General features: G+C 54.9%; 12 protein-coding genes. 5 read left to right on the top strand and 7 right to left on the bottom strand.

All coding sequences use genetic code 11. The features are described 5' to 3' along the window. Window positions 1-51 precede the first annotated feature (51 nt). The 4 genes from bcp to adhP all read left to right on the top strand — a co-directional run bounded on the left by bcp (window position 52) and on the right by adhP (window position 3,641). Window positions 52-516 (top strand): thioredoxin-dependent thiol peroxidase, encoded by a 465-nt coding sequence (bcp, locus tag DY252_RS14655; protein WP_064789783.1) that lies wholly within the window; start codon window positions 52-54, stop codon window positions 514-516. 226 nt (window positions 517-742) lie between these two features. Then, a complete protein-coding gene (locus DY252_RS14660; RefSeq protein WP_008890637.1) occupies window positions 743-1,513 on the top strand; it encodes a response regulator in 771 nt (256 codons plus the stop codon). Window positions 1,514-1,651: 138 nt separating this feature from the next. Further along, window positions 1,652-2,479, top strand: coding sequence for a ferritin-like domain-containing protein (locus tag DY252_RS14665; RefSeq protein WP_064789782.1), 828 nt, complete (start codon window positions 1,652-1,654; stop codon window positions 2,477-2,479). A gap of 139 nt (window positions 2,480-2,618) precedes the next feature. Next, window positions 2,619-3,641 (top strand): alcohol dehydrogenase AdhP, encoded by a 1,023-nt coding sequence (gene adhP / locus DY252_RS14670; RefSeq protein ID WP_064789781.1) that lies wholly within the window; start codon window positions 2,619-2,621, stop codon window positions 3,639-3,641. Window positions 3,642-3,702: 61 nt separating this feature from the next. Here the strand turns inward: adhP and DY252_RS14675 are convergent, their stop codons facing one another. Continuing rightward, entirely contained in the window at window positions 3,703-4,224 is a 522-nt protein-coding gene (locus tag DY252_RS14675; RefSeq protein ID WP_231959772.1) for a methylated-DNA--[protein]-cysteine S-methyltransferase, read from the bottom strand. A gap of 2 nt (window positions 4,225-4,226) precedes the next feature. Then, on the bottom strand, window positions 4,227-5,714 hold the full coding sequence (locus DY252_RS14680; protein WP_064789779.1) for a DNA-3-methyladenine glycosylase 2 family protein: 1,488 nt from the start codon (window positions 5,712-5,714) through the stop codon (window positions 4,227-4,229). A 271-nt stretch (window positions 5,715-5,985) separates the two neighbouring features. On the opposite strand from DY252_RS14680, the gene DY252_RS14685 reads away from it, so the two are divergent. Next, complete coding sequence (locus tag DY252_RS14685; RefSeq protein ID WP_064789778.1) at window positions 5,986-8,124, top strand: methyl-accepting chemotaxis protein; 2,139 nt, start codon at window positions 5,986-5,988, stop codon at window positions 8,122-8,124. Window positions 8,125-8,205: 81 nt separating this feature from the next. Here DY252_RS14685 and DY252_RS14690 read toward each other — a convergent pair whose 3' ends face one another. The 5 genes from DY252_RS14690 to DY252_RS14710 form a co-directional block, all read right to left on the bottom strand. Further along, on the bottom strand, window positions 8,206-8,811 hold the full coding sequence (locus DY252_RS14690) for a nucleoside deaminase (RefSeq protein WP_064789839.1): 606 nt from the start codon (window positions 8,809-8,811) through the stop codon (window positions 8,206-8,208). Window positions 8,812-8,929: 118 nt separating this feature from the next. Next, window positions 8,930-9,184, bottom strand: coding sequence for a hypothetical protein (locus tag DY252_RS14695; protein WP_008890625.1), 255 nt, complete (start codon window positions 9,182-9,184; stop codon window positions 8,930-8,932). Window positions 9,185-9,438: 254 nt separating this feature from the next. Then, window positions 9,439-10,567 (bottom strand): peptide chain release factor 2 gene (prfB, locus tag DY252_RS14700; protein ID WP_120226253.1). Its coding sequence is split into 2 segments (ribosomal slippage): window positions 9,439-10,497 and window positions 10,499-10,567, totalling 1,128 coding nucleotides; the frame shifts between segments, so codons are not numbered across the junction. Between the two features lie 171 nt (window positions 10,568-10,738). After that, window positions 10,739-12,310: an alkaline phosphatase D family protein gene (locus DY252_RS14705; RefSeq protein WP_064789777.1), complete on the bottom strand. Its 1,572-nt coding sequence runs from the start codon at window positions 12,308-12,310 to the stop codon at window positions 10,739-10,741. A 250-nt stretch (window positions 12,311-12,560) separates the two neighbouring features. Then, window positions 12,561-14,984, bottom strand: coding sequence for a penicillin-binding protein 1A (locus DY252_RS14710; RefSeq protein ID WP_064789776.1), 2,424 nt, complete (start codon window positions 14,982-14,984; stop codon window positions 12,561-12,563). Window positions 14,985-15,068 lie beyond the last annotated feature (84 nt).

Here is a 15,068-nt window from a genome sequence, read left to right on the forward strand (position 1 = left end):
TCACGGTTGCAACATGCCGCTATGCGGTCCCAAAAGATAAAAGGATAGACCATGACAGTTGATGTTGGTGACAAGGCCCCGGATTTCGAACTGCCAACCGATGGCAATGGCAGCGTGAAACTGTCGGATCTGGCAGGCAAACCGGTGGTGATCTATTTCTATCCCAAGGACATGACGCCGGGTTGCACGACCGAGTCCTGCGAATTCCGCGATGCTGAACCTGATTTCAGCGCTGTCGATGCGCAGATCATCGGCATTTCCAAGGACAGTGCGGACCGGCACGACGAATTCAAGGCCAAGCATGATCTGAACTTCATTCTCGCATCCGACGAGAACGGCACCACGTGCGAGGATTACGGTGTCTGGAAAGAGAAAAGCATGTATGGCAAAAAATTCATGGGCATCGAGCGGTCGACCTTTGTCATTGATGGCAACGGCGTCATTCGCAATGCCTGGCGCAAGGTAAAGGTCAAGGGCCACGTTGCCGAGGTTCTCGAGGCCGTCAAAGCCCTTTGAATTCAGATTTTTCTCGTATCAAGGCCCGGCGAAAACTTGCCGGGCCTTTGATTTTTTGGCGGTAAAATCGTTTTCTTTCAGACGGCTGGCCGTATTGCGTTTTGCTGATTTTGTTGCCATCCCTTGTTTGTCGGGCTAACAATTCGGATATGGGAGTGATGGGTGAGGTCTAATTCTCACCTGTTCGATGAAAACTCACCGGCATGCCGGCAAAGCGGGTAATCAAATGAATAACAATGTTGTTGATCTCGACGATCAAATGCTGGCGGATTTTCGCGACGAAGCACATGACATCATCAATTCGATTGACGTTCATCTGCAAAACGCACGCGGCAAAAAAGATCCCGCCCATCTGACCGCCATCCAGCGCGAAATATTCAATCTGCGATACAAGGGCAAGTCAGTATCAGCGCCGCTGATCAACCTGACCAGTCATCGTCTTGCGGATTACGTCACGACCTGCAAGGAACTGAACGAAGGCGCGATTGAAGATATCCAGGCGTTTGTCGACAAGATCCAGTCCCTGCTTGATGGTGACATGACGGCTGGCGGGACCGACACCGCCGAATTCGTGCGCGAACTGCCGTCCAAACGGACCCCTGATATTGACCCGGCTTGGCTGAAACAGGCCAATGTCGAAGCCTTGCTGGTCATTCCGCAACGCTCCCTGGCAACCATTCTGGAACGCGAACTGGCCGCTTGTGGTTATCGCAGTTCGGTCACCCAGACATCGTTCGAGGCGATCGAACTTGCCGTACGCACCCGCCCGGATTTCATCATTGTCGCCAAGACCATTGATGAACTGACAGGTGTAGATCTGGCCAATGCCCTGCAGGCGATGCCGAAAACGCGCGGCATTCCGACCGCAGTTCTGACCTCGGATGCGCCGAACCATCCGTCGCTTCAGGATCTGCCGTGCCGGACCGCGATCATCCGCAAGGGCAATGCCTTTGGCGAGGATCTGGCAGAGGCACTGGCGCGCTTCAACATCACCTGATTGCGCATGCGCCAAACGATTTCAAAGGGCGGTCCGAACCTTGATGGCGGGCCGCCCTTTTTGTTTGCCAATTGACCCGATGGCCGGCAAGTGGCAGACAAAGCGCACGTGAACCTTAATCCCATACTTCGGACGATCATGACCAAACTGACCCTCGCTGATGCTGCCAAACGTGCCCTTCTGACCGAAGACGCCACCGAAAAGGCCGATGTCACTGCCGAAATGGCGGCGATGTGGCGCAATGGCGAGATCACTGAAGTGGGTTCAACCGACCTGCCCGATCGTCCTGGTCGCCCGGCAAAGCCGGAATTGCTGCCCCCCAACAAGATGCCCAAGCGCAAGAAAGGCAGCGTTCAGGGCCGCATCGGGCTTTTGCATGCCCTGGCCCATATCGAACTCAACGCCATCGACCTGGCATGGGATCTGTGTGTGCGCTTTCCCGAGGCAGACATGCCGCGCGATTTTCACGATGCATGGGTTCAGGTCGCCGATGACGAAGCCCGCCATTTCAAAATGATCAATAAGCGCCTTGGGGAACTTGGCGCGGCCTATGGCGATTTGCCCGCCCATGACGGGCTTTGGCAGACATCGATGGATACGGCCTATGACATCCTGCCACGTCTGGCTGTGGTGCCGATGGTGTTTGAGGCGCGTGGCCTTGATGCCACCCCGCCGACCATCGAACGGCTTCTCGCGCATGGTGATACGGAAAGTGCGCGTATCCTTAAAATCATCGCCCATGATGAAATCGCCCATGTCGCCGCGGGCCGGAAATATTACGAATATGTCTGTGATCAGCGCGACCTGCCCTATTACACCACATGGCATGATATGCTGCGCAAGCATTTCCGTGGGCCGCTCAAGCCGCCGTTTAATGACGAAGCGCGCTATGAAGCAGGTATGCCGCCGGACTATTATCAGGACTATGTCCTTGAATTGCCTGACATTGACGGTGATGGCGAATAAGGCCATTGCCCGCCTGATAAGAATTCATCAAAAAATTGATACACCTCATGGTGGTGCAAACTGAAATCAACGACACTCCCCTTCGCGATATTTGAAGAAAAGACGTTCTTTTCCGTATCATCAGCAAGGAGATGTCACCATGCCCTCCACCATGAAAGCCGCCGTCGTAAGGGCGTTTGGCAAGCCGCTGTCGATTGAAGAAGTCACCGTGCCCAAGGTCACGGCGGGGAAAATCCTGGTCAAGATCGAAGCGTCCGGAGTCTGCCATACCGACCTTCACGCGGCCGAAGGCGACTGGCCGGTCAAGCCGAACCCGCCCTTTATTCCGGGCCACGAGGGTGTCGGCATTGTTGCCGAAGTGGGCGAAGGCGTGACATCCGTCAAGGAAGGCGACCGTGTTGGTGTGCCGTGGCTGCATTCAGCCTGCGGGCATTGCCATCACTGCGTTACCGGCTGGGAAACATTGTGTGGCGAGCAGCTTAATACCGGCTATTCGGTGAATGGCGGCTTTGCCGAATATGTCCTGGCCGATCCGAACTATGTTGGCCACCTGCCCGATCCGCTTGAATTTGGCAATGCAGCCCCGGTGCTCTGTGCTGGTGTCACGGTCTATAAGGGGCTTAAGGAAACCGAATGCAAGCCGGGCGAAACCGTCGTGATTTCCGGCGTCGGCGGACTGGGTCATATGGCCGTGCAATACGCCAAGGCCATGGGCATGAAAGTTATCGCTGTTGACATTGCCGACGAGAAACTGCAACTCGCCAAAGATCTTGGTGCGGACTGGACGTTGAACGCGGCCGAAACCGACGTTGTTTCCGAAGTGCAAAAACAGATGGGCGGTGCCAATGGCGTGCTTGTCACCGCCGTGTCGCGCGCGGCCTTCAAACAGGGTGTAGGCATGCTGGGCCGTGGCGGGACCATGGCGCTTTGTGGCCTGCCCCCGGGAACGTTCGAGCTTGATATTTTCGATACCGTCCTGTCACGCAAAACCATCCGTGGATCGATTGTCGGCACCCGTGCCGATCTTCAGGAAGCGCTTGATTTTGCCGGTGACGGCAAGGTGCATTCCCACTTCACGACCGAGCCGATGGAAAACATCAACTCGATCTTTGATCGTATGCGCGATGGCAAGATCGATGGTCGTATTGTCATGTCGATCTGATCGACTGCGACATCACGCCAAAGTCAAAAAGGCTGCCATCCGGCAGCCTTTTCTTTTGGGTTCAGGCCACCTTGGCCAGCATGGCGGCCTCGTGATCGAGCAACCATTTCTTGCGATCAAGCCCACCGGCATAGCCGGTTAATGTGCCGTTCGATCCGATCACCCGATGACACGGCACAATGATCGATACCGGGTTCGACGCATTGGCCCGCGCCACCGCCCGAACCGCCCTTGGGTTGCCAAGCTGATCAGCCAGCCCGGCGTATGAAACGCTTTGACCACTCGGGATATTGACCAAGGCATCCCAAACCGATTTCTGAAATGGTGTTCCGACCAAGTTGATCGCATTGATCGGCAGCACGCCGACGGATCCGTCGAAATAGCCATCCAGCCAGTCTGTGATCGGGGCCGGTGCTGCCCCGCCCTCTTTCCATTCAAGGTTCTTGAACCGTCGTGTCTGAATGGTTTTAAGGCGATCATCGTTGTCTTCGAAATCAAGATGCACCAGCTTACCGTCAATTGAAGCGAGCGAGAGTTTCCCGATCGGGCTGGCATAACGCACGACATTGATTTGGGTGGACATCGTCATTCTCCTTCCAATGCGGACCAAAGATATTGCGCGGCATATGCCCGCCATGGCCGCCAGTTTTCCGAAATGCTTTCCAGTGCCTTCACCTTGTCCGGGCCGCCGCCCATGCCAGATGCCTTAAGGATGCCAAGATCAGCGGCCGGGAAAGCATCCGGGTCACCAAGCCCGCGCAGACCAAAGTAGTTCAATGTCCAAGGGCCAATGCCCTTGATCGCCGTCATGGCAGCAATCAGCCCCTCACCAGACATCTGATCACAATCTGATCTGGCAAACAGATCAATCACATCGGCAAGGGTCTGCGCCCGTCGCGTGGTCAGCCCAATCGGGATCAGTTCCTGTCCGATCAGACTTTGCGGTGTCGGAAAAACATGCGTGATCCCCGTCCCCGCAATCAGATCATCGGGCAAGGCATCGCCAAACCGGGCCACAAGCCGCCCGGCCAAGGTACGTGCCGCCGCCACCGAAACCTGTTGGCCCAAAACAGCCCGAAGGGCCAGTTCAAACCGCTCCCAGCATCCGGGCACGCGAAGGCCGGGGCGTTTTTGTACCAAGGGTGCCAGCAAGGCATCGTCGGAAAACTGTGCGGTGATGGACGGCACATCGGCATCAAGATCAAAAAGCCTGCGCACCCTTGCGCCGATTTCAAGCACCGCCTCGCGGGCCGGGCCACGGAGGATGACATCCACGCCGGCTTGGTCGGCGCTGAAATGACAGATCATCAATCCGAGCTTGCCATCAATTTTGAAACCGCGCGCATAGGTGCGTTCACGGACGGTTTCCAAGCCCGGAATGGCACGTGCGCGGAAGAAGGCCAGAAGATAGTCGGCATCAAAGGGTTGGCGGGCACGCAGACGTAAAATCAAATCATCATTGCGCGCAGCAAACGGATCATCCGACCCCGGCTTTTCCGGGCTCAGAGTTTTGACACCGCGCCGAAAGGCCGTCGGTGCCTGCCCATAGGCCTGTTTCATCGCATCGTTGAAACGCCGCAAACTGCCAAAACCGGCGATATCGGCGATTTCGGTCATGGTCAGGTTGCTATCGACAATCAACTGCCGCGCCCGCAACAGACGGCGTGCTTTGGCGTGTTCTTGCGGCGTGACACCGGTATGTTCCTTGAAGATGCGCCGCAAATGCCGGTCCCCGACACCAAGCCGGTCGGCCAGATCGGTGATCGAGCCATTTTCAAGCACGCCCTGATCAATCAGGCGCACCGCACGGGCGACCGTGGCATGCACACCGGCACTTGCCGGGCTGCCCGGCGCGGCTTCGGGGCGGCAGCGCAGGCATGGGCGAAAACCATGGGCAATTGCGGCCTCGGCACTGGGATAGAATTCCACATTGTCGCGCTTGGGCGTGACCGCCGGGCAAATCGGGCGACAGAAAATCCCGGTGGTCCGAACCGCGGTATAAAACCGCCCGTCAAACCGACGGTCCCGGGTTTTGAGTGCCTGATAGCAAATATCGTTATTGAGCTGTTCCATGCCGCGCAGTTTAGCAGAACTGCACGATAAAACTCGCCAGATTCGGACTCAGACGTTTAAAACCTTTTTGAGAATACAATTAATCACACTTCAACTTTTGCGTTTAATGATTAAATACTCAACAAACAAGTATTGTCCCCAAATGGGGATATTTTCGCGTCGTCAAAAAAGCGAATGAAGAAACCCGCGGCACATTTTGTTGCTTTTAAACCACGGGTGCAAGCCGACCAGAACTCTGGAACAGGGCAACGGCACTGCGAGAGGAAATGTCATGAAACGTATTTCGGTGAAGCTACCGACGATCATTGCAGGCCTGATCCTGCTGACGGCACTGAGCGCTGGCGGAATTTTATCCTTTGAACTTTGGGTCACCCAGAAAACCGAGGTGCAGAACAAGCTTCTGGCGCTTACGGATGCACGCAAAGAGTCGATCCAGTCCTACCTGACATCGATTGAAGAAGACCTGATCATCGAGGCAGACAGTGGCTTTACCCGAGATGCACTAAACGCTTTTTCCCGAAGCTGGGAACAGCTGGATGGTAACCCGATGGCCACCCTGCAAAATCTTTACATCACCGAAAACAGCCACCCGCTTGGCGAAAAGCATCTGCTGACCGATGCCGGGGATGGATCGGACTGGAGCCAGGCCCACCGGACCTATCACCCGCATTTCCGCGAGTTTCTTGAACTCAAAGGCTATTACGACATCTTCCTGATCCGTGCCGACGGGGAGCTTGTCTATTCCGTCTTCAAGGAGGCGGACTTTGCCACCAACGTCAAAACAGGCGAATGGGCGGAGACCGATCTGGGCCGGGTATTTCGCGATACACTGGCGCTGAATTCCCCCAAGGACATCGCCTTTACCGATTTCAGCCCCTATGCACCCAGTGCTGATGCCCCGGCCAGTTTCATCGCCCATCAAGTCCGGTCTGAAGCAGGGGAATTGCTTGGTGTGATTGCCTTCCAGATGCCGATTTCACGCATCAACAGCATCATGAATGCATCGGTTGGTATGGGCGAAAGTGGTGAAACATATATCGTGGGTGAAGACGGATTGATGCGGAGTGACTCCCGGTTTTCCGAAGAAAGCACGATCCTTAAAACCCGTGTGAACGAGGATGCAACCCGCGATGCATTGGCGGGCAATAGTGGCATTCACGAAATTGTTGATTACCGCGGCGTGCCGGTCATTTCGGCCTATATGCCGATCCAGTTTAATGGCGTCGATTGGATTGTTCTGGGCGAGATTGACACTGCCGAGGCATTTGCCCCTGTTTATCGCGCCCTGATGATTGCGGCGGTGATTGTCGGCCTTTTGGCAGTTCTTGGCATCGCGGCGAGTATCCTCTTTGCCCGTTCGGTGACCCAACCGATCAAAAAAATTGTCGGCAATCTTGGCACCCTTGCCGATGGCAAACTTGATACCGAAGTCTTTGGCACCGATCGTCCCGACGAGATTGGCGATATCGCCAAGGCAACGGAAGTCTTTAAAAAGAACATGATCCGCGCCAAGGAACTTGAAGCCGAAGCAGAGCAAGCCAAGGTGCAGGCCGCCAAAGAAAAGCGCGAACAAATGAACAAGTTGGCCGATGCGTTTCAGGACAATGTCGGCACGATTGTCAAAGTTGTGGCATCTGCGGCAACCGAACTGGAAGCAACCGCCCAAGGCCTTACCGCGATCATGGAACAGACCAATGCACAGGCAACGTCTGTGTCAAATGCGTCTGGCCTTGCCAGTACAAATGTCGAAACGGTGGCATCTGCCTGCGAAGAGATGGCCGCATCCATTCGCGAAATCAGCGCGCAGGTCCAGAACGCAACGAATATAACCACCCGGGCCACAGAAACGGCAAGCTCCACCCGCGAAACGGCAAACGGGCTTGCGGGTGCTGTACGCGAAATTTCCAGCGTGGTGGAACTGATTCAGGACATTGCCGAGCAAACCAATCTTCTGGCCCTGAACGCCACCATTGAGGCAGCACGCGCAGGGGATGCCGGCAAGGGGTTTGTCGTTGTCGCACAGGAAGTCAAAAATCTGGCCAACCAGACGGCGCGTGCGACCGAAAACATCACCGCCCAGATCGAAAAAGTACAGGGCATTACCAACACAATGGTCACCGCGGTTGATGAAATCAGCGATGTCATTGAAAACAACAAGCAAAGCTCGACGGTGATTTCAGCAGCAGTTGAACAGCAGGACGCCGCCACGAACGAGATTAGCCATAACATCGCACTGGCCGCCAACGGCACACAGGAAGTGACCAATGCGATTGGCGATGTCACCAAGGCGGCAAACGAAGGAAGCCATTCCGCGACCCAGGTCCTGGCCAGCGCGCAAGAGCTTTCAAAATCGGCCGCCCGCCTTGGCAAAGAAGTCGACAGTTTCATCGCAACGGTTCGCGCCGCCTGATCAAACTGCCCGAAAATACTAAAACGCGCCCCGCTTAAAGGTGGGCCGCGTTTTTTGTGCGTTTAGGGCTTTGCGTCGGGCCTAGTTCAGCGGGATGTCGTTATCAGATTTGCTGTCCTGATATTGGGACGACAACCGGTCATATTCATCTGAAATTGCCTTGGCGCGTGTCACATAGGCGGCCTTCTGATCTTCCGGCAGCTCCGCAACCATGGCCATCATCGAATGGCTATCCCAGAAGGCATTGGATTTGTTGTATTCGCCGTCCTCAAGGGTGAAGACCTCCTCCATGATTTTCAGATCATGGGGAATGGCAAAGGCATCACGGGAATCTTCATACGAGAAGAAATAATAGAAATTATCAAACCCGGCCCAGGTGATGGCCGACAGGCACATGGAGCACGGCTCATGCGTTGAAAGAAAAATCAGCTCCGATGTTGCCGGGCGCTGATCTGCGGGGATTTCATAGAACCGCTTCAGGCAATGGACCTCGCCATGCCACAGCGGATTTTCGGTTTCATTGTTGGTTTCGGCAATGACCAGCGAAAGGTCATCCTTGCGCAGGATCGCCGCACCAAACAGTTTGTTGCCGCCCGATACGCCGGCACGGGTTTTGGGCAGAATGTCGTCCTCCAGCACGGAAAACAGGCGGGCGAGGATATTCTGATCAGCGTTGGTATCGGTCATGTTGGCGGTCCCGGATGGCGGTGATTCTAAATGTTGCCATTTCATCGCGTCCGGGCCGCCAAGCCAACCTGTTTTTCATATCAACAGGCGCTAAACTGCCTATCGATACGCTTTACAATCAAAGACCGCGCAATATGCCATCATTATCAGGCATCTGGCGTCTTTCCGGCGGAACCGGAATATAGAAATCACGATCAAGCAAGGTGGTGATCGCAATCAGCGTCGGGGATTTTTGATCCCGTACCTTGGTGATCAGCGCATGATCAACCGGGGCCATTTCGCGGATTTTGATGACTTCGAAAATCGGACCGTTGGGTGTAGCGAGTTTGAACTGGTCGCCGACCGCGACCGGACCATGGGACTGATGGGCCATTTGGATCTTCCCGTGAGAGTATGGATGTTTGCTCCGCACGACCTGCCCGTGTCCCGTATTACCCGGGTGTTTTGTTGTATGCGACAGATCGCGCTTGACCACACTGTTGCAGAGCTATCCGGCAATTCTGTGACAGAAATAGGATATTTGCGCTCGATTTGCGATTTTCTGCCGGTTTGACCATCACAAAACAAAAAACACCCCGCCAAATCCGGACGGGGTGTTTTCAAATGCAGGTGGTCCAGGACAGCCGATCAATCGATGTCTTCGATTTCCCCGGCCGATCCGGTGACTTTGGCAGCAAGGGCAGCCGCCATGAAGGCATCAAGATCACCGTTCAGAACGCCCTGGGTATCAGATGTTTCCGTGCCCGTGCGCAGGTCCTTGATCATCTGATAAGGCTGCAGGACGTAAGAGCGGATCTGATGACCCCAACCGATATCGGTTTTGCTGTCTTCGACAGCCTGTGCCTCGGCTTCGCGCTTTTGCAGCTCCGCCTCATACAGGCGGGCTTTGAGCATCTTCATCGCCGTGTCGCGGTTTTTGTGCTGCGAACGGTCGTTCTGACACTGGGCGACGATGCCGGTCGGGATATGGGTGATACGCACAGCAGAATCGGTTCTGTTAACGTGCTGACCACCGGCACCCGATGCGCGATAGGTATCGACACGAAGATCCTTATCAAGGATTTCAATTTCGATATCGTCATCAATCACCGGATAGACCCAAACCGACGAGAAGCTGGTATGGCGGCGAGCGGAGCTGTCATAGGGTGAAATACGCACCAGACGATGCACACCCACCTCGTTCTTGAGCCAGCCATAGGCATTATGGCCCGTGATTTTGTAGGTCACCGATTTGATACCGGCTTCCTCGCCATCACTTTCTTCAAGCATCTCAAGCTTGTAGCCCTTGGACTCCGCCCAACGATAATACATGCGCGCCAGCATCGACGCCCAATCCTGGGCCTCGGTCCCGCCGGCGCCGGCGTGAATTTCAAGATAGGCGTCATTGCCATCGGCCTCGCCTGAAAGCAGGCTTTCAAGTTCGCGTTTCGCCGCGATGTCGCGGATCGAGCGCAGAACCTCTTCGGCCTCTTCGACGGTTTCGTTGTCGCCTTCGGCTTCGCCGAGTTCGATCAGACCAACACTGTCTTCAAGCTCCTGGGCGAGCTTTTTATAACCATTGATGGCGTCATCAAGCTGGGTACGTTCACGCATGACTTTTTGCGCGTTTGCCGCATCGTCCCAAAGGGTCGGGTCTTCGGCAAGTGCGTTCAGTTCGTCTAGGCGTCTAAGAGCGTTATCCCAGTCAAAGATGCCTCCTCAGCAGTGCCATCGACTGCTTGATTTCATCGACCAATGCCTGTGCTTCGGCGCGCATTGATGTCTCCGTTATTCGTCTGAAAATCTGTTTTGCCACATCAAAGATGTCGCAATGTCGGCGTGGCTTATAACAGTTTTTGTCCCGCTTGAAACCCCTGCAACCATGCAAAAACCCGACACAGAATTTGTGCCGGGTTTCGCAACAAAGCTCAGATGGTCTGATAAGGGATCAGCCCAAAACAGGATCAAGCGTTACGGTATAAAGCTCCTCGTCGGCAACATCGCGAAGCGATACGCGGAATTGTTCGGTTTCGGCATCGATATCGACCAGACCGAAGAACTGCAAACCATAAGATGGCGGCAAGTTAACGCCCTGCTCCTTGGTTGGGTACTTGGTGAACTTCACCTGCGGACCGAACGTGTTGTCCATGTCACTGGGACCAAAGGTCCCGGCATGCAGCGGACCGGATACAAATTCCCAGAACGGTTCGAAGTCCTGGAACTGCGCCTTGTTCGGGTCATAGTAGTGGGCTGCGGTGTAATGCACATCGGCCGTCAGCCAGACGGTATTGTTGATTTTGGCATTCTTGATAAAGCGCAGCAGTTCAACAATTTCAAACTCACGCCCGGCAGGCGCACCATCGCCATTGGCAAGGTTTTCAAACGTGCTTTTGTTTTTCCAGTCATCATAGACAATCATGCCAATCGGCATGTCAGCCGCGATGACTTTCCAGGTCGCCTTGGAATTCAAAAGACCGCGTTTGAGCCATTCCATCTGTGCACGACCAAGGAAGTCGGTATTGTCTGTCGGTGTTGCACTGTTATTGGCATCGTTGGTGCCGCGATAGGTCCGCATATCAAGGAAGAAGATTTCCAAGGACGGGCCATAGGACACCTTGCGATACACCCGCCCCGGTTCGGATGCGTGTTCGGTCACTGGTAGCATTTCGCGGAATGCACGGTTTGCCCGCGCAGCCAGAAGGGATGCCGATTTTTCAGTGTATCGATCATCGCCAAGCAGCATCTCGCCCGGATACCAGTTATTGGTAACTTCGTGGTCATCCCATTGATAATAGACCGGGATCAGGCGGTTGAATTCGCGCAGATGCTGATCAAGCATGTTGTATTTGTAGTTGCCGCGAAACTCGTCAATGGTTTCGGCAACCTTTGCGGTGTCTTCGGTGGTGATGTTTTTCCAAATCTGTCCATCCGGGGTTTTCTGGGTTTCGGCAAACGGACCATCGGCATAGATGGTATCACCCGAATGGATGAAGAAATCCGGGTTGTGTTTGGCAATGGTGGCATAGGTTTTCATCCCGCCACGATCTTCATCAATGCCCCAGCCCTGCCCGGCCGTGTCGCCTGACCAGCCAAACCGAATATTGCGTTTCGCCGCCGGTGCAGTGCGGAAATGGCCAATAATCGGCTCGGACGATGCGCGTGCGTCATCAAGGTTTTCAAAATGGATCTTGTAAAAAACATCCTGGCCGGCTGGCAGGTCCGCCAGTGCAAGCTTGCCGGCAAAATCACGTTCAGGCAGCACATCGACATGCGGGATGCGGACCGAATTTTTGAAGCCTTCGGTTGTTGCGATTTCAGTGATCATGCGTGATGCACGATCCGCACGCCCCCAGATGCAGGCGGTATTGGCGGTCACATCACCACTTTGCACCCCATGGGTAATCATCGGGCGATCAGCAGCACGGGAAATAGATGGCATAAAGAAACCACCCATGGCGGATGCAGCACCTGCTGTTGCGCTGGTGGCAAGAAATTTGCGGCGGGAAAGTCGAAACGACATAACGAAACCCTCTTCAAGGTATGAAAATCACCTTGAGGAGAATGACAAAATCAAATGACAGTGCGATGTCACCCGTTTGATCGTTTTGTCATTGTTTGATGACAGCGCAACATCGCGAAAGGCCTGATTTGAAAACAAATTCTTTCAGATGAACACATCCCTGAACGAACAAAGCCGGATGCTGATCACATCCGGCTTTGTTGATATTTAAGCGGCGAATTTCGCCACTATATCATCGTTGTCGCGCGGCCTAGTAAATGCCACCCGGCCCGGACACAGCGCCAGCGCTGTTATCCGAATTGCCCGATCCGCTATAACCACCATCAATCACATTGTCATTTGATGCCGGGATGGTGCCGGGTTTGAAGGCCTCCCAGATCACGTCCTGAGCACCCGGGCCAGCCGGAAGACCGGTACGCGATTCAACACGCACCATGCGAATGCCCGGCGGTGTACGGAACGGAATGGCTTTGGTGCCTTCAAGCGCACCGCGCATGAATTCCTTCCAGATCGGGGCAGCAGCACTTGCGCCCTGCTCCTTGTCGCCAAGGGATCGGTTGTCATCAAAGCCGACATAAACGCCAACGGCCAAATCCGGCGAGAAGCCGACAAACCATGCATCACGTGAATCATTGGTCGTGCCGGTTTTACCAGCCAACGGATAACCAAGTTCGGCGATTGTCCGGCCAGTACCACGTGAAATAACGCCTTCCATGATGTGAACCATCTGGAACGCACTGGCCGGATCGGTCAGTTGTTCACGGGTATCAGGCAGATCAGGCGGCATCTGATTGCGGAATTCCACATCCTGACACAGGGTGCACTCGCGTTCGTCACGACGATAAATCACATTGCCGCGACGATCCTGAATACGGTCGATCAGGGTCGGGGTGATTTTCTTGCCACCATTGACCAGTTCGGCATAAGCCGCGGTCAGTCGCATCACCGTCGTTTCAGCCGCGCCAAGCGACATCGACAGGACATCTGGCATTTCATCAACAATGCCAAACCGTTCGGCATAATCGACAACCGTGGGCATGCCGATGGTCTGGGCCAGACGCACCGTCATCAGGTTTCGCGATTTTTCGATACCAAGGCGCATGGTCGAAGGACCATAGAACTGGCCGCTATAGTTGCCCGGTTTCCATTTACCAAGCCCCGGCCCCTGATCAATCACAAACGGCGCATCAAGCACCAGTGTGGACGGGGTAAAGCCCTGGTCCAGGGCCGCCAGATAAATAAACGGCTTGAAGGCCGAACCCGGCTGACGGCGGGCCTGTGTCGCACGGTTGAATTTCGACAGATCATGCGAAAAACCGCCCGACATCGCCAGTACGCGACCGGTATGCGGATCCATCGCCACCAGACCACCGTTGACGTTCGGGATCTGGCGCAGGCCATAGGTATTGGGCGGAAGCGTCTCGCCATCAAGTTCGGCGAAATGTTTGACGTAAATGACATCGCCGGGTTTGAGGACATCTGACGGTCGGTTAACGACCGCACCCAATGTCTGGCCCTTTTGCCACGGGCGCGCCCATGTCAGGAAGCGCAGCGGAATGCGGCCCTGCTCACCATTCATCAGGCCCAGTTTTGCCTCGTTGGCATCGGTATCAAGAACAACCGCACGATCCCACGGGATATCGGCGGGCGTTTCAACTTCGCGCAGGGCCTGCTGCCAGTTGCCAGACAGATCAATGTTGGTGATCGGACCGCGCCAGCCATGGCGGCGGTCATATTCGACCAAACCGTCAAACAGCGCCTTGTCGGCGATATCCTGCAAACGCGGAACCACGGTCGAACGCACAGAAAGGCCACCGTCATACAGCATGCCTTCGCCGTAACGATCGACAAGCTGGCGACGGACTTCTTCGGCAAAGAAATCAGCCTGATAGGTATCAACCGATTCACGGCTTTTGCCCTGAAGCGGAGCCGACCATGCCGCCTGTGCTTCGGCCTCGGTGATGTAATTTTCTTCCAGCATCCGGCCAATCACCCAGTTACGACGCGCCTTGGCTTCGTCATGGTTACGGACCGGGTGATAGTTCGAGGGTGCCTTTGGCAGGGCAGCAAGATAGGCGGCTTCCTCGATATTAAGTTCATCAAGAGACTTGTCGAAGTAACGCAAGGCTGCGGCGGCGACGCCATAGCTGCCACTGCCAAGGTAAATCTCGTTCAGATAAAGTTCGAGGATGTGTTCCTTGGAAAAGGCGCGCTCGATCCGGAAGGACAGAATGGCTTCCTTGATCTTGCGCTCATAGGAAACTTCGTTGGTCAAAAGGAAGTTCTTGGCGACCTGCTGGGTGATGGTAGATGCACCGACCGGGCGTTTGCCCGTACCCATATTGACAACGTTGGTCACAGCAGCACGCAAGACAGAGGCAAAATCGATCCCCGGGTGGGAGAAGAAGTTTTTGTCCTCGGCCGCGACAAAGGCATCAACCACCTTGGGCGGGATGGCCGAAATCGGCACAAAAACACGCTTTTCACGCGCATATTCGGCAATCAACGCGCCGTCGGATGCATGAACACGTGTCATGACCTCGGGCTCGTAATTTTCAAGCTGGGTGTAATCGGGCAGTCCTTGGCCAAAGTGCCAGAAGATCGCCAGCATACCGGCGCCGCCCGCAACCGCCATCAAGAACAGAAAACCGAAAATACTAAGTAAAATTCGCATGTAAGCAGGTCTTTTTCATTTTGTTGGCCTGATCCGGTAGGGGCGCATATTCATGCACTCTTACCGGAAATGCAATGTCCAGGC

Origin of the sequence: Thalassospira indica (assembly GCF_003403095.1) — a bacterium.
GTDB classification, from domain to species: domain Bacteria; phylum Pseudomonadota; class Alphaproteobacteria; order Rhodospirillales; family Thalassospiraceae; genus Thalassospira; species Thalassospira indica.